The 18,671-nt window shown below is 39.2% G+C and carries 20 protein-coding genes and 1 riboswitch; of the genes, 6 read left to right on the forward strand and 14 right to left on the reverse strand.

What is annotated here, in order from left to right:
* The first annotated feature begins 111 nt into the window (after positions 1 to 111).
* Positions 112 to 1,263, forward strand: a complete 1,152-nt coding sequence (locus NST57_RS10695) for a diglucosyl diacylglycerol synthase (protein WP_142155333.1) — start codon at positions 112 to 114, stop codon at positions 1,261 to 1,263.
* A gap of 35 nt (positions 1,264 to 1,298) precedes the next feature.
* Here the strand turns inward: NST57_RS10695 and NST57_RS10700 are convergent, their stop codons facing one another.
* On the reverse strand, positions 1,299 to 2,000 hold the full coding sequence (locus NST57_RS10700) for an AIM24 family protein (protein WP_017359709.1): 702 nt from the start codon (positions 1,998 to 2,000) through the stop codon (positions 1,299 to 1,301).
* A 267-nt stretch (positions 2,001 to 2,267) separates the two neighbouring features.
* On the opposite strand from NST57_RS10700, the gene cspD reads away from it, so the two are divergent.
* Positions 2,268 to 2,468, forward strand: coding sequence for a cold-shock protein CspD (gene cspD, locus NST57_RS10705; RefSeq protein ID WP_003215784.1), 201 nt, complete (start codon positions 2,268 to 2,270; stop codon positions 2,466 to 2,468).
* Between the two features lie 51 nt (positions 2,469 to 2,519).
* Here cspD and NST57_RS10710 read toward each other — a convergent pair whose 3' ends face one another.
* The 3 genes from NST57_RS10710 to NST57_RS10720 all read right to left on the reverse strand — a co-directional run bounded on the left by NST57_RS10710 (position 2,520) and on the right by NST57_RS10720 (position 3,729).
* On the reverse strand, positions 2,520 to 2,702 hold the full coding sequence (locus NST57_RS10710; protein WP_008346368.1) for a hypothetical protein: 183 nt from the start codon (positions 2,700 to 2,702) through the stop codon (positions 2,520 to 2,522).
* 171 nt (positions 2,703 to 2,873) lie between these two features.
* On the reverse strand, positions 2,874 to 3,056 hold the full coding sequence (locus NST57_RS10715) for a zinc-finger domain-containing protein (RefSeq protein WP_008346366.1): 183 nt from the start codon (positions 3,054 to 3,056) through the stop codon (positions 2,874 to 2,876).
* A 1-nt stretch (position 3,057) separates the two neighbouring features.
* On the reverse strand, positions 3,058 to 3,729 hold the full coding sequence (locus NST57_RS10720) for a reverse transcriptase-like protein (protein ID WP_142155335.1): 672 nt from the start codon (positions 3,727 to 3,729) through the stop codon (positions 3,058 to 3,060).
* A gap of 94 nt (positions 3,730 to 3,823) precedes the next feature.
* Between NST57_RS10720 and NST57_RS10725 the strand changes: the two genes are divergently transcribed.
* From NST57_RS10725 to NST57_RS10735, 3 genes are read left to right on the forward strand one after another with little or no spacing between them, the layout of a single operon-like run.
* Entirely contained in the window at positions 3,824 to 4,513 is a 690-nt protein-coding gene (locus NST57_RS10725) for a queuosine precursor transporter (RefSeq protein ID WP_142155336.1), read from the forward strand.
* A gap of 1 nt (position 4,514) precedes the next feature.
* A complete protein-coding gene (locus tag NST57_RS10730) occupies positions 4,515 to 4,910 on the forward strand; it encodes a reverse transcriptase-like protein (protein WP_142155337.1) in 396 nt (131 codons plus the stop codon).
* Between the two features lie 43 nt (positions 4,911 to 4,953).
* The gene (locus NST57_RS10735; RefSeq protein WP_008346357.1) at positions 4,954 to 5,079 is read left to right on the forward strand and encodes a hypothetical protein; all 126 of its coding nucleotides are present in this window, start codon (positions 4,954 to 4,956) and stop codon (positions 5,077 to 5,079) included.
* Between the two features lie 40 nt (positions 5,080 to 5,119).
* Here NST57_RS10735 and NST57_RS10740 read toward each other — a convergent pair whose 3' ends face one another.
* The 7 genes from NST57_RS10740 to NST57_RS10770 all read right to left on the reverse strand — a co-directional run bounded on the left by NST57_RS10740 (position 5,120) and on the right by NST57_RS10770 (position 12,918).
* Positions 5,120 to 6,007 (reverse strand): 5'-3' exonuclease, encoded by an 888-nt coding sequence (locus NST57_RS10740; RefSeq protein ID WP_047946659.1) that lies wholly within the window; start codon positions 6,005 to 6,007, stop codon positions 5,120 to 5,122.
* A gap of 275 nt (positions 6,008 to 6,282) precedes the next feature.
* Positions 6,283 to 6,546 (reverse strand): YpbS family protein, encoded by a 264-nt coding sequence (locus NST57_RS10745; RefSeq protein ID WP_008346351.1) that lies wholly within the window; start codon positions 6,544 to 6,546, stop codon positions 6,283 to 6,285.
* Between the two features lie 41 nt (positions 6,547 to 6,587).
* Positions 6,588 to 10,181: a dynamin family protein gene (locus NST57_RS10750; RefSeq protein ID WP_341298542.1), complete on the reverse strand. Its 3,594-nt coding sequence runs from the start codon at positions 10,179 to 10,181 to the stop codon at positions 6,588 to 6,590.
* A gap of 131 nt (positions 10,182 to 10,312) precedes the next feature.
* Positions 10,313 to 10,420, reverse strand: a complete 108-nt coding sequence (gene fbpC, locus NST57_RS10755) for a Fur-regulated basic protein FbpC (protein WP_306172627.1) — start codon at positions 10,418 to 10,420, stop codon at positions 10,313 to 10,315.
* 64 nt (positions 10,421 to 10,484) lie between these two features.
* Positions 10,485 to 10,994, reverse strand: coding sequence for an isoprenylcysteine carboxyl methyltransferase family protein (locus NST57_RS10760; protein ID WP_017367476.1), 510 nt, complete (start codon positions 10,992 to 10,994; stop codon positions 10,485 to 10,487).
* A complete protein-coding gene (locus tag NST57_RS10765; RefSeq protein WP_341298543.1) occupies positions 10,994 to 12,091 on the reverse strand; it encodes a type III polyketide synthase in 1,098 nt (365 codons plus the stop codon). Before NST57_RS10765 ends, NST57_RS10760 begins: the two co-directional genes overlap by 1 nt.
* A 320-nt stretch (positions 12,092 to 12,411) precedes the next feature.
* Positions 12,412 to 12,918 carry a GrpB family protein gene (locus NST57_RS10770; RefSeq protein WP_046343818.1) on the reverse strand — a complete coding sequence of 169 codons (507 nt, stop codon included), beginning with the start codon at positions 12,916 to 12,918 and terminating at the stop codon, positions 12,412 to 12,414.
* A gap of 821 nt (positions 12,919 to 13,739) precedes the next feature.
* Between NST57_RS10770 and NST57_RS10775 the strand changes: the two genes are divergently transcribed.
* The gene (locus NST57_RS10775; RefSeq protein ID WP_341298544.1) at positions 13,740 to 14,594 is read left to right on the forward strand and encodes a polysaccharide deacetylase family protein; all 855 of its coding nucleotides are present in this window, start codon (positions 13,740 to 13,742) and stop codon (positions 14,592 to 14,594) included.
* A 192-nt stretch (positions 14,595 to 14,786) separates the two neighbouring features.
* Here NST57_RS10775 and pbuX read toward each other — a convergent pair whose 3' ends face one another.
* From pbuX to NST57_RS10790, 3 genes are all read right to left on the reverse strand, one after another.
* Entirely contained in the window at positions 14,787 to 16,106 is a 1,320-nt protein-coding gene (gene pbuX / locus NST57_RS10780; RefSeq protein ID WP_142155345.1) for a xanthine permease PbuX, read from the reverse strand.
* Positions 16,103 to 16,687 carry a xanthine phosphoribosyltransferase gene (gene xpt, locus NST57_RS10785; protein WP_003215672.1) on the reverse strand — a complete coding sequence of 195 codons (585 nt, stop codon included), beginning with the start codon at positions 16,685 to 16,687 and terminating at the stop codon, positions 16,103 to 16,105. Before xpt ends, pbuX begins: the two co-directional genes overlap by 4 nt.
* A 118-nt stretch (positions 16,688 to 16,805) precedes the next feature.
* Positions 16,806 to 16,905, reverse strand: a riboswitch (purine riboswitch).
* 136 nt (positions 16,906 to 17,041) lie between these two features.
* Positions 17,042 to 18,547, reverse strand: a complete 1,506-nt coding sequence (locus NST57_RS10790; RefSeq protein ID WP_341298545.1) for a carboxypeptidase M32 — start codon at positions 18,545 to 18,547, stop codon at positions 17,042 to 17,044.
* Positions 18,548 to 18,671 lie beyond the last annotated feature (124 nt).

An 18,671-nucleotide genomic window follows, 5' to 3' on the forward strand; every position in this document is an offset into this window, starting at 1 on the left:
ATGATATGCTCTCGCTGTTTATATGTTATCTTTATGTATATGTAGACCTATGAGATTTATAGTTTTCGTACGAAGTTTTGTTGTTGTTGATTACATTTGAGGTGAATATTCTTGAATACCAATAAAAAAATATTAATCTTGACCGCAAATTATGGAAATGGACATATGCAGGTTGCAAAAACACTGTATGATGAATGCAAATCCCAAGGGTTTGAACATGTGATAGTTTCTAATTTGTATCAAGAATCAAATCCCATTGTGTCTGAAGTGACTCAATATTTATATTTAAAGAGCTTCTCCATTGGGAAACAATTTTATCGCTTGTTTTATTACGGTGTAGATAAAATTTACAATAAACGCAAATTTAACATTTATTTAAAGATGGGAAATAAGCGTCTTGATGAATTAATTCAATTACACAATCCGGATATCATTATCATTACATTCCCGATGATTGTTGTACCTGAATACCGAAACAAAACAGGTAAAGTCATTCCAACATTTAATGTGATGACAGACTTTTGTCTTCATAAAATTTGGGTACATGAAAACATTGACCGATACTATGTTGCAACCGATTATGTGAAACAAAAGCTAGTAGAAATCGGCACACATCCAAGCGATGTCAAGGTAACAGGCATTCCGATTAGACCACAATTTGAAGTAGACGTGCCAAAATCGATCATCTATAAAAAATATGGATTATCATCAGACAAAAAAGTCCTTCTCATTATGGCGGGTGCCCATGGTGTACTAAAAAATGTGAAGGAACTGTGTGAAGCACTACTTCTTGACAGTGAAGTACAAATTGTTGTTGTGTGCGGTAAGAATGCAGCGCTGAAGCAATCGCTTAGCGAACTTGAACAAGCACACCCAAATCAATTGAAGGCGCTTGGATATGTGGAACAAATTGATGAATTGTTCAGAGTAACGGACTGTATGATTACAAAACCGGGCGGGATTACATTAACAGAAGCAACAGCAATCGGTGTCCCAGTTATTCTTTATAAACCTGTCCCAGGACAAGAAAAAGAAAATGCTCTTTTCTTTGAAGATTACGGCGCTGCCGTTGTCATCAACAGACACGAAGACATTTTAGAATCTGTCACCAACTTGCTGCAAGACGAAGAAAAATTAGAATCCATGAAACAAAACATCAAAAAATTACACTTAAAACAATCTTCTCAAACCATTTTAGAAGATATCGTCGAACAATCAGATCTGATCATGAGCAACAAATCGTATGCTCAAGCATTATCATAAAAAGGTGCCCGTCATTGACGGACACCTTTTTTCTTTTAACCTTGATTTCCATTCGTTGTATACACTTCTTCAAACGGCTGAACAACAACAAAGCCACTTCCGCTAAACTTCATTTGAATGGACTCTCCGCTTCCCCTGCCAATAAACGTTTTGAACGATACATCTGTTACAAATTCAGTCTGCAAATCTCCTGACCATGCGACCGTCGCATTCGGATCTGTATAAACAGAATCACCTGGCTGAACAATCAGCGTCAGCGGTTCGTAATGACTTGTGATTGCCACAAGACCTGGTCCTTCAAGTTTGACATTAAATAATCCACCTGCAAGCATGCCAGATACCTTTTTCATTAATTTAATATCCCATCGAACTGACGGTTCAAATGCGAGCAGGTCGTTTCCATTAACGAAAATAGACTCCCCTTGAGCCAATCGAAGAATCGAGATTTTTTTGCCTTGGTCTGCTACATATAATTTCCCATCACCTGTGGCCTTCATCAAAGAGGTTCCTTCTCCTGATAACATTTTTTTGAACATCTTTGACACACCGTGTTCAAATACACCTTCACGTTCAAACTTTATTTTCCCGCGATATGAAACCATAGAGCCTGTCTTTGCCCAAATAGTATCCGTTAAATTAATTTCTAACAATCTTGATGTTTCAAGTTCGAAGACCCCTTCCCCTTTGTCTTCTTGCTGCGTATTCTGAACAAACTCCTCAATTGTGTAACGATTCATGACGCACCTCTTTCTGTATTTTTACTATATACGGACAAGTTATACGTTAGGTTTCATGAGATTAGGACGTTTTATAGATAAATGTCATTCACTAAAAAAACAAAAAAATCAAACATTCTGCTCAAAATTTGGCTTGCCTGCTTGACGCTTTACTTTTGATGGTGTATAGTGGAACCATCATTTAACAACTGCTTAAGTCGTTAGGTGATGAAAAATTTTTTTTAGTATGCCAAAAGGTGTGCTACAGTACTAGGAGGAAAAAGCAATATGCAAAACGGTAAAGTAAAATGGTTCAATAATGAAAAAGGTTTCGGCTTCATTGAAGTTGAAGGCGGAGACGACGTATTCGTTCACTTCACAGCTATCGAAGGTGACGGTTACAAATCTCTAGAAGAAGGACAAGAAGTTTCTTTTGAAATCGTTGAAGGTAATCGTGGACCTCAAGCTGCAAACGTAACAAAAATCTAATCAACTCAATCAATGATGAAACGACAAAATAAAGAGAGGCGTATGCCTCTCTTATTTGATTTTCAGCTGAATTTCAATCGCTAAAATATTTTGCTTTAATCTTTGTTCAATTTCAGAGATATCTTTTTCGAGAAAAGGTCTTCCCTTCTTTGCTACATCTACCAGTTGCTCTAGATCACTGTACACCTCTTGAAATGTCCGATGTAATACCGTTTCAAAATCCTTATTATCCATGCCGGCCTTCCCCTTTTCCTCTATTATCCGTCACTTAGTCAAAAAGTAACTCAACCAAAACTTTCTATAGTTATATCGGCTCATTTTTCAGAATATGTTCTTTTTTTACACATTCTATTCGTTTTTTTTCGTGAACGTATGATACATCTAGGGAAAAACCGGAGTGTACGCTTATTTTTTGAGTAATTCATTCCCGTATTGTTTGATCTTCTCTCCTACCGTGCATTGCTGTATACAAAAGGAGTGCGCGTATTTTTTGCCAAATTCTTTACGAAAGTGCTTCTTAATCAAGCAATCTGAACAATACGTGTCTTGAAGATCTGTTAATTCTTTTACTGCTGTTTTTTTATCCACTTTATTCAGCTCCGTCTGCTTCTAATTTCAACTTACTTTCGATGGGGACGTCTGCAAGTATCTGTCTGGCAAGCTGATCTGCTTCTGCATTTTGTTTACGATCGATGACTTCATATGTTGGCGTGAGCTTCAGCTCTTTGATCGCAGCCTCAATTCGGTCGAGCCATTTGTTATGTATATCATCATAACAAGGCCATTCCCCTTTGAGCTGATTCATCACCACAAGAGAATCTCCTCTAATCGTAACAGAGTTTCTGCTGGCTCCCAGTTCTTTTAAAGCTTTTATTGCTTCAAATAAAGCCGCATACTCTGCCTCATTGTTCGTGGTGCTCTGGAAAGGCTGATTCTTCCTTAATCGGTATGCATCCTGCCCAAGCTGGTAATACACGACAATTCCAAGCCCAGCATCACCTGTTTCTTTACGAAAATTCGCATCAAAATAGACCTGAAGCTGATCGGGTTCAAGCCTAAGTTCTTCGTTTAGCTTTTCAAGTTCTTTCATCGACCACATCGCACCCTTTTCATCTTCAAATGATAGAAGTGACTGCGGTTCTTTTTTGTCTATATGTTTTGCTAAAAGCAAGGCCTCTTTGAGCTCCATCCAATCTTCTTGGAGAAAAGCAATGGACCCAATTGATTTCACTTTCATTGTATAGTGTGCTCTTAGTTTCATTGATCACATCGCCTTCCCGTACTTTTAAGGTTAACGTTCGTTATGCTATAATCAAAAAGTTACATTTTACAATCAGAAAGGAAGTTCATGTCACTTGTTTAATGAAGGTATTTGGATCTTATTTGCGATCATTAATTTTATCATTGTTCTTCTATTTTATAAAGGATTTGGCAAGATGGGGCTTTTCGTCTGGATTGGTTTTGCAACAGTTGCTGCTAATTTACAAGTGGTCAAAACCGTTGAATTATTTGGCTTAACAGCAACACTTGGCAACATTTTATACGGCAGTGTGTTCTTTGCAACGGACGTCCTAAATGAAAAATATGGACAAACCGAAGCGAAAAAAGCTGTCTGGATTGGCTTTGCCACCCTTTTGACATTAACTGTTGTCATGCAGGAGGCTTTGCTTTTCCATCCCGCCTCATCTGACATTTCCCAATCATCATTAGAAACGATTTTTGGCTTTATGCCAAGGGTCGCTCTTGGTAGTCTTGCTGCTTATATCATCAGTCAAATGTTAGATGTTTATGTATATTCGTTTATTCGTCGGATATTTCCTTCAGACGGTGCGCTCTGGCTGCGAAATGCGGGGAGTACAATGATTAGCCAGCTGCTTGATACACTCGTTTTCACAACCATTGCCTTTCTTGGTACCTACCCATTCCATATATGGATCGAAATTTTCATCACGACTTATGTGATTAAATTTATCGTCGCTGCAATTGGCACACCTTATGCGTATGCGGCGAAAAAAATGGTTCCGATTGATGAAAGGGGGAAATAAATTGCCAGCTGAAATATATATTGACGGTGCTAGTGCCGGAAACCCAGGTCCATCTGGCATCGGCATTTTCTTGAAATATGACGGAAAAGCTGAGTCTTTCTCCATCCCACTTGGCAGCATGAGCAATCATGAAGCAGAGTTTACCGCGCTCATTGAAGGAATGAAAATCTGCGTAGAGAAAGGATTGCGGACTGTTTCATTCCGCACTGATTCACAAGTAGTGGATCGTGCAGCCAATGCAGGATTTGCTAAAAATCCAGCTTTTCGTCATTTTATCGAAGAGATGATGCAGCTTCAAAGCGAATTTGATTTATTTTTCATTAAGTGGATTCCGAGCAAGGAAAATCAAGTGGCTGATCAGCTCGCTAGAAAAGCGATTCACCTTTCAAAAGGATGAATCGCTTTTCTTTTGGTTATGCTAATGTGTGAGGTGATACGAATTGGATAAAGAGAACAGAGGCCGTGTCACAAACGGAACGACTCCTCAAGGTGATGCGCAGACAAAAGATAAACAGCCAATATCGCAATTAGAAAATAAGGCAAAAAAAAGCAACACAAAGGGCTAATACATGTAGCCCTTTGTTTCTTTTCTGCGTAAGAACAACCTTAGCTGATTCCTAATTGACTTAAGCGATTAACCATTGGTTCGATCCCTTTAATTTGATGCAAGCGCAGCATTGCCGCTGCCCGCTCTGGGTCCATTTTTATTTTTGTTTCGTCAATCGGACAGCTGAGTGGTACATCACATTTAATTTCTGCCAGTATACGAGAAAGCTTCAGATCTTCTAAACCTGCTTGCATTTTCTTTTGCTGAGCTGCCGTTAATGCATGAACATTTTCTAATAGTCGATCAATCGTTTGATATGTTTGGATAAATTTTAATGCTGTTTTTTCTCCGATTCCTTTTACACCAGGATAATTGTCACTAGCATCACCCATCAGTGCTTTCATATCAATCAGCGCCTTTGGAGAAATGCCCATTTCCTCTTCAAAAAGGGCTTTTGTATAATGCTTATAATTCCCGATGCCTTTTTGCATTAAAGCCACGGTCACTTGTTCATTCAAGATCTGTAGCAAATCTTTATCTCCTGTTAAGACGGTCACATGTGCTTCGTTTTGATAGATTGATGCAAGCGTTCCAATACAATCATCTGCTTCAAAACCTTTCACACCAATGTTCATGATCCCCAGTTCTTCTGTCGCCTCTTTTGCTAAATCAAACTGTGGGATAAGCTCAACAGGTGCCTCGCCTCGATTGGCTTTATAATCTTGAAACAATTCGTTCCGGTATGTCTGGCTTCCCATATCCCAGCAGCAAACGATATGAGTCGGCTCAAATGTTTGGACAGCTGTTAACAAATGCTTCAAATAACCATTCACTCCATTTGTCGGCACACCACGATCATTTATCATAAAATTGCGATGGACAGCCGTCGCATAAAACGACCTAAAAAGAAGGGCCATTCCATCTACAAGTAATACGTGTTTATTCATTCATCTAAACTCCCTTTTTATAAACAATACTCCTATTCTATCATAGAACATCGAAACGAACATAAAAAAGGCGCCTTCTTCTTTTTGATAAAGAAGAGGCAGCCCGATTACTTTTTACCATATTGCATTTTTTTCGTTTCCGCTTCTGCGTAGGATGGCATGTCTTTTTCTTTCGGCATGCGCTCCTCCTGCTGCTTTACGTTTTGCTTTTTTGCCATGATCATTCCCCTTTCTGGTTCATTTGTTAAGATGACCAAAAATGAGAAAGTTACTCTTTACTTCTGTTTACGCTGGGTGTATTCCTCCACCATCTCAATCGTGACATGTTTACGAAGCGGAACAATTCCGCCTCGGGCAAGCTCATTCATTTTAGAAGTAATGGCATTGATCTCATCTGTTGAAAATGGTTCATTGTGTTCACATTTTTTCACAGCCGATTCAATCGCCTGCTCTCTTTTTTGTTCAAGTGCAAGAAAAGATTGAATGTGAGCATGTTGTTTCTGTGAATGTGCAGAAATTTCTTCGTGTACGCTCGTCATCGTCTATCAACTGCTTTCTTTTTTATATAGTCTATCATGAATCATATCGTTTTCAACTGGTTCTTCCATTCATTTGTTTGTTCATAAACTTGTTCAATGATCGCCTGTTTTTCAGCATCTGTTATAAGGCTCGTCATAAATGTCTGTTTTTGCTCATTGAGCTGTTGGAGAGCATCTTGTTCGTATCTTTCCGTATAGATCTTGACTAGCTTTTCATATCTGCTTAGCAACTCTTCTTTTTCTTTATCTGCCCACCATGTTGTCATTTGATGTAGAACATCTCGAATGGCTTCAATAAACGCAGCCTTTTCATTTTGTTCAAAAAAGGCTTTCGCTGATTTTTGTCTCTTTAAAAGCGGCTCAAATGGTGCAATCTCTGCTTCGACTTCAATTTGTTTTAGCTCAGCATTTTTCTCCTCAGGGGCTGACAGGCTGAGAGAAAAGTAAGGATCTTCCGCACATGCAGCCTGCATCCCTTTTTCCCACTCCTCTTGGAAATAATGGTGGATAAACGATTCCATTCGGATATCAAGTGCCTTGAGCTCCTGCACAAATTCAAATTCATACTCCTTTAACGCTTTCTCAAGTGCCTTTTTTAACTGCTGACCAAAATTCCCTTGAGATATGCCAGGATAAAAGGCCGACTTTAACAGATCATTCGCAAATAATGAAAGCCGCTGTACAATATGATAAAGCTGTTCATGTACGTCTTTTTTTACGCTTTCGGTCACTAGCTTAGACCGTTTCACATCTTGCATTTTTTCGAGAATGGCTTCATAGGATGTCTTGATGTTTTTCTTTTCAGCTTCTTTCTCATCTTCTGATTGATGCAAGGTCGCACGTAGTCTATCGACCGTTGTACATAATGTATTAGCTTCAAAATGCAAAAGTTCAATGGCATCTTTCGTTAATTCTTCCTCAATAAAATAGTCGAGCTGTTTTCTCAGTGTTGCATATTGATTATAAGATGTCGGCTCTTTCCCTTCGATCTCTTCCTTACTAGACACATGATGCAGGTTTGGATTGCGGATGCCTTCTTTTGTAAGCTCGCTTCGTACATAGTGAAATACGGTTTCAAGCTCTGCTTGATCCTTAGCCAAATCAGCTGCATTGATGATAAAGAACATTTTATCCATGCTAAAGGAATCTTTTACGAGTCCAAGCTTCCGTAAAAATGAGCGATCAGCTTTTGAGAAAGAGTGCTGATAATACGTTAAATAAAGAAGGGCGTCTGCATCCTTCATATACTGGAAGGCGATTTCTGTATGACGCTTATTCATACTGCTTGCACCTGGTGTATCGACAATCGTCAGTCCTTTATCTGTCAAAGGTGTACTTAAATACACCGTCACTTCCTTCACCACACAAGAAACAGATTCTTCCGCTACATAAGGCTTTAATTCTTGAAGTGTGACATGTACATTGGTTTGGTTGTCAATGTCATCATGAAACTTGGCATAGGCTTGTAGAAAATGTTCTACAATGATTCGGTGATCCTGTTCGAGCTGCCGTTTTTTCAGTACTCTTTCCAGCTTTGCCTGAAACGAATCTCCTTTTTCTGTTGTGATCGAAAATCCAAGAATCTGATCGAGTTCCTCTAGAATGTCCTGCTTGGTTTTAAACACCACTTTGACACTTTCATGAGGATGATCTTCCGTAGGTCGTGTCAGTTTGTTAATTGTTGCAGTTGTTGGCGTAGGAGATGATGGTAACACCTTCCGTCCAACAAGCGCATTGGCAAAAGAAGATTTTCCAGAACTAAAAGCGCCAAATAATGCGAGTGTAAATTCTTTTGCCTGCAGCCGTTCTGTTCGTTTTTCAAAGGAATCTCTTTGAGACTTTAGAATGTCTAAAGGCGATAAAATGCGGGAAAGCTTTTTAAATTGTGCAATTGATTGTGCTGTTGTTAAATGCTGTGATTGACGGTATTGATTGCGCTCTGTCCGTTCAGCAGCTTGATCGCTCTCTTCAACATGAATTGATGCGTGATTCTTCTCCAGCTGGTCGTGCTGCATCCATTGCTTTTTCGCATAAAACCAGTCACCTGGGATATGCTCATCCGTTCCGTTTTGCCAAATATCCCATATATGCTGAATATCCTGTCTTATTTGTTCATTTTTTTCGTTATACCCCTCAAGGCTCTGAAGCTCTTGTTTCGCTTGCTCCCATTTTTCCTCTTGCTTCTCTTGTTCATTCCGGAGCTGGTCTTTCAAGGTCTCAATCATCTGTTCAATCAATTGAAGCGCTTGCTGTTTTGCCTGTCTTTTCAATGCTTCACCAGCATCTTTCGCATATTGAAGAACGTATTCGTTAGAAAAAGTTGCCCCTTGGTGAATGACCTTTTTAAGCAGGGATTCTTCAATAGGTGTCTCAAATGCCATGGCTTTGTCTAATAACGCTTCGCCAAGCTGATGCTGTTTTATTTCTTTTTTAAGGAGCTCGGCAATGTGCCAGTCAACTTCCGCTTTCATTCTCTTTTTTACATCTGCTAAGAAATCATTTGCCCGCTTTTCCTTTTCCTGCTCGGTTTTATTTTTGGCAAAAAGTAAACCCACTTTAAAGCCAGGTGCTTTCGATTCGATATAGTTACTTGCAAGCTCTCGCATCTTAAATGGCGTAAGGTTTGCGTTTTTTAAGATATTCTCTACTTCAGAAGACACTTCATCTTCTACCTGTTTTGCACCAGTTTCAATAAATCGGCGTTTTTCTTCTAGTTCTTTCACTTCATTCCTTTTTTCTTGAAGTTGCTTATCAAGGTTCTCATCATGCAGCTCTTCTTTTAACGAGTCCATATGTTCTTTTAAAACATGTTCAATTTTCTGCTCTGTATAGGCTCGAAGTGATGCTTTAGGCATGGTTTGTAATTCTTGTAGTTTCTTCAATAGACGGACCATTTCGTTTTTTGGGTGTGCCTCATCCGTCACAGAAGTAAAATATAGATGTTCTTCCTCAATGCCTTCTTTTAAAAGCATCTCAACGACTTGTTTTTTGTAATCTTTAAAAGCTGTCTCTTGTTCATCGTGCCGATCCACTTGATTGACGATGAAATAAAGATTTGGTACTTGCTCTTTAATCGAGCGAATGAAGCGAATGTTTTCTTCAGAATGGACATGGTTATAATGAACAACATAAAAAAGAGCATCCGCTTGATGAAGAATGGAGGCAGCGGATAAAAAGTGCGCATGATCCGTTGAATCAATTCCCGGTGTATCAATGAGTGCCACTTTTTCTTCAAGTCCACTATAATCACCGCTAATTTCCACCATCTCAATCTGTTCCCCATCTTTACAAAAACGCTGCACCGCTTCTTTATCATAAGAACCGCTCATTTTTGCAAAACGTCCATCTGACGTATGGAGCTGAACTTCACTTACCCCTTTCCTGACAACAACCAAGTTTGCACTCGTTGGAATTGGGCTTGTGGGCAAGATGTGATCATGAAGAAGATGATTCACTAGTGATGACTTACCAGCAGAATAGTGGCCGGTAAATGCGATATATACTTCTTCTTCAGCTTCCTTTTTCATAATAGATGCAAGTTTGGTTGCGCGCTCGTGATCACCCCTTTTCAGAAGGCTTTGGTATAAAGCACCTGTAGTTTGAACGAGCGAATCTCGAATAGACAAGTCTTTCATGACGATAAACCCCTTTGTTTTTAGAAAAGTCAGTTATGTATGTGTACCATTTTACACAAAATAAAGAGATTTTTCTTCTGATCTGAGGAAATAAAAAAAACTGCTGCCCGATCAGTCACAATGGACTGCAATCAGGAAGCAGATTTTTTTGAAACACCTTTTAATACGAAGCCAATCAATAAGCTGTATACACAGACCGTACCGAGTAAGAAAATCATTGTCATGTGATCACCATCCATCCTTCATGATTGAGAATGTTTATCATTAATGAAAGTGTAGCACAATTGATAATGATTTTCAATATTAATTTAGTAAATACTGATTCAGTGCTTTTTCTTCTGTTTGTATTCTGACCATCATCATCCATCCATTTAAACACGTAAACAAAATGGCCGTAATAAATGCGTTAAATAGCAGCGGAATGAACATCAGTTCAATCGCCACCACCACATAGTTGGGGTGCTTTAACCAGCGATACGGCCCCTTTTTCACAATCATCGCATTTGGAACGACTAAGATTTTTGTATTCCAATACGTCCCAAGTGAACATAGGGCCCAGTACCGAATCACTTGGGTAGCAAGCAGGAACACAAGCAGCAATAGGAAAAAGCGAGACGGTTGACGATGCAGCAGCCATGTCTCTCCAATAAGCGAGAGGAAAAATGCTGCATGCATGGCGACCATATATGGATAATGGCTTGCACCAAATTCAATCGCTCCAATCGCCTTCACCTTCTTTTCATTTCTTTTTGCCACAAGCATTTCAATGAGGCGCTGACAAATGAAAATGCCAATCACTATCCAGAAAATCATCACGAGAGCCCCTCCCATTTCATGAGCAATAATTCTGACGAAAAGCCTGGACCAAGTGCTCCGCAAAGCCCCACCTGTCCCGCATCTAGTGACTGATGTTCAAGAAAATGCTTCATCACATATAAAACGGTGGCAGAGGACATATTCCCATGCTGTTTCAGAACCTCTTTTGAAGAAAATAACTGATGCTCTTGTAAAGATAGGCTTTCCAGATAGGCATCAATCACTTTTTTTCCTCCAGGGTGAGCAAGAAATACGGATACATCCTCTGTTGAAAACCCTAGCTGATGTAAAAATTGATCCACTTGCTCTTTTAACCACCCAGAAATGATGGATGGAATGTCACGTGAGAAGATGACCCGAAATCCGTCGTCGGTAAAATCCCATCCCATCACATCCTCAGAATCTTTCATGGTCACTGACTGCGTGCCAAGCACTTTAGGTACCGTTTTTAACCGTGAATACTTAGAGGCGGCCTTTTCTCCAGTTAAAAGAACGGCCGCAGTCCCGTCACCAAATAGAGAGGTTCCTATTAAATTGCTTTTTGATTGATCTTGCGGCTGAAAAGTGAGGCTGCAAAGCTCGCAGGCAACAACTAGCACTTTCGCTTCTGGATACGCCCTGATGTATTCATAAGCTCGGGATAAGCCTGCCGCCCCGCCCCCGCAGCCTAACCCCCAAATTGGCACTCGTTTCGTATAAGGAGAAAATGGAAGAACATTCATCAGCTTTGCATCAAGACTTGGCGTTGATAACCCTGTACTGGAGATGAAAAACAAAGCATCAATCTCACCAAAAGGAACTGGCTTTGTAAGAAATGCTGTTTCATGCAGACAGTGAAAAACGGCTTCTTTCGCATGAGCCAATGCTTTTTCGACATAGAGGTTGTTTTTCTCTTCAAAAGAGTGATGTTCTTGATACCAATCAATAGGCTGTACAAACTGCCTGCTCTCTATTTCGCCATTATTAAAAGCTTTTAATAGTCGATCAATATCTTTAAACGATCGTTTAAATTGAGACCTTGCAAATTGAGCAGCTGCTTGCTGATCCACATGATGTTTTGGCAGACTTGTTCCAGCTGAAAGAATGTACGCCATCGGCTTCACCTCTTTTTTCGGTTAATATCCCCCAATCAAAAAAAGGATATACATGCCAAAATGACACAATTCAGTCAAAATATTTTCCTCCGGCTAACTTTTTGTCTTGACGACAATTGATAAATATTGGATAATATAGGTGAAAACATGATGTAGTTTTCCTCCTTCACAGGTTCGTTCCAAGCCAAGCGAACCTGCTTTTTTTATGCAATTTAAGTTCAAAAATAATGTTGATTTAATGAAAAATAAAAGAACTCCGTTAATTGGGAGTTCCTCTGTGAATGACCTCTCTTATGAACATCTAAAGAGCAAACCCTCACCTAAATCTTTTCAAGGATTGACTTAATAAAATCAGTTTTTTCATGTGCGTATTTGTGTTTGTCATTTCCATGTAAACTTGATAATTTAAGTTTAAGCTGTTGGTACTCACTTCTAGCTTGCTCATTATTTCTCAAGTAATCTCTGAAATTTAACTGTTCAAGTAAATACTTATTATGTCTTTGGTACATATGGATTTGATGTGTTCGTGGTTCTCCTTTATTAAAGTAGTGTCTTTCGGGTAATACGTTTGTTCCTTTATATGAGTAACCGAGTCCTTCCAACGCTATTACACATTTTTCTCCATCAAAAAAATGTTCTATTTCAATTGCAATATCAATAATTGGCTTAGCGCTTAAACCTTTTACTGCCGTACTTCCAATATGATGTACATTGATTGTGTATTGACCAATATCAGCTATTATCTGGCGCTTTTCTTTTTCATATTCGTTTTTCCACTCCATAGACCAAGGCACTAAAAAAACTTCCCCTCTTGGTAATCCTAACATTTACTTATCCCACCTTTTAACACCCATTTGGAGAATCTTAATAAACCAACTTTATCATAGGTCCCATATGGAGAGAGCAGACAGATTTCAACAATCATCTTATTCGTTTAGATCTATTTCTTGGTTGATGTCATTCAATACGATTCTTAACAATTCACTCTCATCTTATTTTATATCTAAAGAACAAAAATTCCCTTCAACCGATTATTAATAGAGTTATTTAACATAGCTTTATGCAAAAAAACACCTCTCAAATGAGAAGTGCAGACCGTAGACAACCCCCACCTTTACTTCAAGTAAAAGTGCTGTATGAAAGGAATAAGCAAATGACTTTTCACGTTCACCTTTTACATAGTAGCCAATCTCTGATTCAGTTGTACTGACTTTGCTTTCTTTTGTTTCTTCTTTATTTTGTAGGGGAAGAGTTTTTCTCTATGTATTTCGCGATTGGCGATTGATAGCCTCTATCTCCAATATCCACATGAGCATCCTTTTTTCAATGAAATCGTCATTTTACAACACTTTCATACGGAATCTCCTTTCACTTCGCATTAATGGTTAAATCTGTTGCTATCTTAGCGTATAAATATCAACGTTTCGGTCATTATTCAGAATTATTTCATTTAAACATGAATGGATCACCTTTTTTTCTGATCAACACAAATAAATAACCATAAAATGCAAATTTATTTGATGATTATATATGAAAAGGGGTTTTTTTCCTGTATACTTAATCAATATGAACACCATGAAAAACAGTGAAAAAAGACAGAATCTACTACATGATTCGGCACAAAATTTAATTGACTGGAGTGATTGTAATGAAAAAGGTGTCCAAAAAACAGACACCCTACAACACGATACTTCTCTCGAAGATAATTGGTTTAGTGCTTCTTACACTGTTTCTCTTTTTTATCTGGGATATGTCTAAACCCCATTTGCAGGCGACAAATGGGCAAGAAAAAATTGTTGCTAGCAGTGACTTCCGAGACACAAATATCAGTCTGAAAGCAAAAGATCATTCTACAAGAACATTGGATAAACAATTTACGACCAATCCAAACCAACAGACAACGAATAAAACGATCTTTTTAACATTTGATGATGGCCCTTCTGCTACATCAAATCAGCTGTTAAATGTCTTAAAAGCACATCAAGTGAAGGCGACATTCTTCATGCTTGGACCGCAAATCCAAGCTCACCAAGCAGCTGTGAAAAGACTTTATCAAGAAGGACATCAATTAGGGCTTCATGGCATGACGCATGATATAAACCGCTTTTATCAAAACAGTGAGTCTCCCGCAAATGAAATGAGAGAAGCTCAGCGCATTCTTGCTTCTGTTACAGGCGTTTACACCCGTCTTGTGAGAACACCTTATGGCAGTGTTCCAAATTTAACATATGATCAAAAAGTACGCTTAAACCAATATGGCTTTATTTACTGGGATTGGACGATTGATAGCCTTGACTGGAGATATAAAAACTCACAATATGTTCAAGAGGTATTGAATCAACTGCAAATGTTTGAGAAAAATAAACCATGGGAACCAAAAGTTATTTTAATGCATGATCAACCCTCTACCACGAACTATTTAGATAGCCTGATTACACAACTAAAAGCAAGGGGCTATACATTTGCAGTCATTAACGAAACAATGCCGCCGGTACAACATTAATAGCGCTAATCACAATAAGCCCGTATCCAAAGGATGCGGGCTTTCAGCTTGTAGACAAACCCTCACACGCTCCTTCCTAGGATCCTAGAACTTCAAAGGTTTTTTATCAAGCTAAAAAGAAGACAAAGAGCTAAAATAAAAGGTATTTTAGCTCTTTGTCCATAATCTGAACCCCTTCTCCAAGAGAGGGGTTTACATAACAGATTGCTTAGGTTCTTCTATCAGGTCCTGCCCGCTTTCTTTTTTAAAAGGAATCATGTGATAAATAATATGAAGCAAAATAGCGGTAAAGCTTCCGGCCACGATTCCATTACTTGTTAATAATTTGATTGATTCTGGCAGATGCTCAAACATTTGCGGCACAACGGTGACACCTAAGCCGATCCCCACTGAGCATGCAACAATGAGTAGGTTTTCCTGTTTGGCAAAATCCACACGCGAGAGCATTTTAATACCGTAGGCAATGACCATCCCAAACATGGCAACCATTGCGCCGCCAAGAACAGACTTTGGAATGATCGTCGTAAATGCAGCAATTTTAGGAAAAAGTCCAAATAACATGAGCAATGCGCCTGTCACAACGATGACTTGATTTTTCTTGACCCCTGTCAACTGGATCAACCCAACGTTTTGCGAGTAGGCTGTGTAGGGAAAAGCATTAAAGATACCACCTAATAACACAGCAATCCCTTCTGCGCGATAGCCTTTAGCTAAGTCTTTTTCTTTTAATGAGCGGTTTGTTAAATCACCTAGTGCGAAATAAACACCTGTTGATTCGACTAATGACACAATCGCAACTAAGGTCATCGTCATAATCGGTGCAAATTCAAAGGTAGGCATGCCAAAATAAAATGGTTCAATCATGCGAAAAACTTGCGCATTCGCCACCTCAGCTGTTTCCACTTTCCCCATAAATGCAGCAACGGCTGTCCCAAGGAGAATACCAATTAATATGGCGATCGCCTTCATAAAGCCAGTTGTGAATCGATAGAGCAGCACAATGATAAACAGTACAAGGAAAGCGAGGCCTAGATTTTCAAAAGAACCATAATCAGCACTTCCTTCTCCTCCTGCCATATTATTCATCGCTACTGGAATAAGGGTTATCCCAATAATGGTGACGACAGACCCTGTCACGACAGGTGGGAAAAATTTCACAAGCTTCCCAAAGAAAAAGGAAAGCAGAATGATGATACACCCCGAAGCGATAATACTTCCATAGATAGACGAAATCCCGTATTTAGAACCAATCGCAATCATAGGAGAAACCGCAGTAAATGTACATCCTAATACAACAGGCAGACCGATACCAAAGAAACGGTTTTTCCAAACTTGAAGAAGCGTGGCAGCCCCGCACATAAAAATATCTGCCGAAATTAAGTAAGTCAGCTGTGCAGGTGTGAGGCCGAGTGCATCTCCCACAATGAGTGGTACAAGAACGGCACCAGCATACATCGCCAGCACATGCTGAATCCCTAGCGAGAGTGTTTTCGCTTTTTTAGCAGCACTCATGATTGTACCTCTCGTACAAACGTGACTTTCCCTTCCTCGAGCGATTCGATACGTGCAAGGGATTCGACGCGGTAGCCCATTTGAACAAGCGCATCTCTTCCTGGCTGGAATGACTTTTCAATGACAATGCCAAATCCCGCTACTTTTGCTTTCGCCTGCTTTGCAATTGCGGCAAGTCCTTTAGCGGCTTCACCGTTCGCCAAGAAGTCATCGATGATTAATACACAATCTTTTTCACCGAGATGCGTATTTGAGACAGCGATCGTACTTTCTACTTTTTTTGTAAAAGAGTACACACTCGCTGTTAATAGGTTTTCTGTTAGTGTTAGTGATTGACGTTTTCGAGCAAAAACAACGGGTACTTGAAGAGCTAGTCCAGCCATCACAGCTGGTGCAATGCCTGAAGACTCGATTGTGATAATTTTTGTAATGCCATCATGCTTGAATAATCTAGCAAACTCTTGACCGATCTCATGCATTAACACAGGATCAATTTGATGATTTAAAAAAGCATCTACCTTTAACACTTGATTTGACAGAACGATTCCTTCGTTCTCGATCTTTTGACGTAACAATTCCATCATTCTTCCTCCCAGCATATTAGCAACTTTCATTTTTTTGCATAAAAAAAGCATTGCTGTCCATTAAGGAGCAAGCAATGCGAAAACGATCCACGGGATCTTCAGCTCATACAAAAGCTGTTTCATTTTGCTCACTCATAGTCGGACGGTATCGGTGTCCGGTAGAAACTTGCGTGCCATCATCACGCGATTATATGAGTGTTATAGTGTTCAAATTATAACAAGATTTCAGACGCTTGGAAAGCACTTTTCTAGAAAAATACCGAACTTAAATAATCATTATGCTCTAAACGTTCGTTTTTAGAATATTCAACCAGCAAAAAAGCACCCTTCTGATTAAAGGGTGCCTTTCATTTAAGACAAATACAGTTTCGTATATTTATCAGTTAAATAATCGATTAAATATTGTACATTTAATTCCTCACCAGTCGCATCTTGAATGATTTCAGAAGGCTTTTTCCGTTTTCCATGCTGATGGACATGTTCAGTTAGCCATTCTTTTATCGGTGCAAAAGACCCATTTTGAATCAGTTCATCAAAATTCGGTAAATCTTTGATCATTTGCTGCTTTAATTGCGCCGCATACATATAACCAAGTGCATATGAAGGGAAATAACCAAAACTACCATCAGACCAGTGAACATCCTGCAAAATACCAAGCGCATCGTTAGGCGGCGTAATGCCAAGATATGCTTGGTATTTTTCATTCCATAATGCTGGCAGATCTTCAACGGCTACTTCTTCATTGAAAATGGCTTTTTCAATTTCATAGCGAATAATAATGTGAAGCGGATACGTGAGTTCATCTGCTTCAATTCGAATGTAAGTCGGCTTTGATTCATTCACCGCATGCACAAATTCTTCTAAAGTGACATCTTTAAATTGTTCAGGAGATGCCTCTTGCAGCTTTTGATAATACGTTTTCCAGAAATCTTCATGTCTGCCGATAAAGTTCTCAAAGAAGAGAGACTGTGATTCATGAATTCCCATTGATGTCCCGTCACATAAGAGCGTTCCGCTCAGTGCCTCATCAATATTTTGTTCATAAATGGCGTGGCCGCATTCGTGAATGGTGCCAAAGATCGCCATGCGAAAATCGTGCTCATCATAACGCGTCGTCACACGTACATCCCCTCTGCTTAATGTCACAGCAAATGGATGAACGGTTGTATCAAGTCGTCCTGCGTCAAAGTCATACCCTAACTCTTTTAAGAAAAAGAGACTCAGCTCTTTTTGTTTGTCGATCGGGAAGCTTTTCGATAAAAACGAAGTATCCGGTTTATTTGGCGAGGCTTCAATTTTTTTCACGAGAGGAACGATGGCGTCTCGAAGTGCGCCAAATTTTTGATCGAGTTGTTCAACCGTCATATCCGGCTCATAATTATTGAGTAGCACATCATATGGCGTTTTTTTCACGCCCCAGTACTGAATGAAACGCTTGTTAAAATCAATCAGCTGTTTTAAATAAGGTGCAAAGAGTGCAAAATCTGATTTCTCCCTTGCTTCTACCCACACATGCTCTGCTTTTGATTGTAGAATGGAGTATTCTTTAAATTCTTCTTTTGGAATTTTACTGTTTTCATCATATTCTTTTTGCGATAATTCGAGTGCCTTCTGCGTGTCTTTTGACAGCTTTTCTTTCTCTTTATTTAATGCATCAAGAAGATCTCTCATTTCATCAGAAGTCTTCATATTAAAGATATCGCTGGATAATTGACCGATGGTTTCTGCTCTGAAATCAGCACTTTTTTTAGGCGCTTGTGTTCGAGAGTCCCAATAAAGTAAATGAAGCGCCTCTGTATAATGGGCGATTTTTCCTAGTAATTGATAAAACGCTTTCTCTTTTGATTCAAGACTCATGCGTTCGTTCCCCCAATCAATAAAATATGTATGTACGTTTCAAGGCTACTTCAATAAATGTTCTTTTGTCAATGAAAAAGGAGGATACGCTGATCGTATCCTCCTCTTATTGAATGGTTTTCTA

The sequence above is a fragment of the Bacillus sp. FSL M8-0077 genome, from assembly GCF_038050255.1.
Taxonomy (GTDB): Bacteria; Bacillota; Bacilli; order Bacillales; family Bacillaceae; genus Bacillus; species Bacillus altitudinis.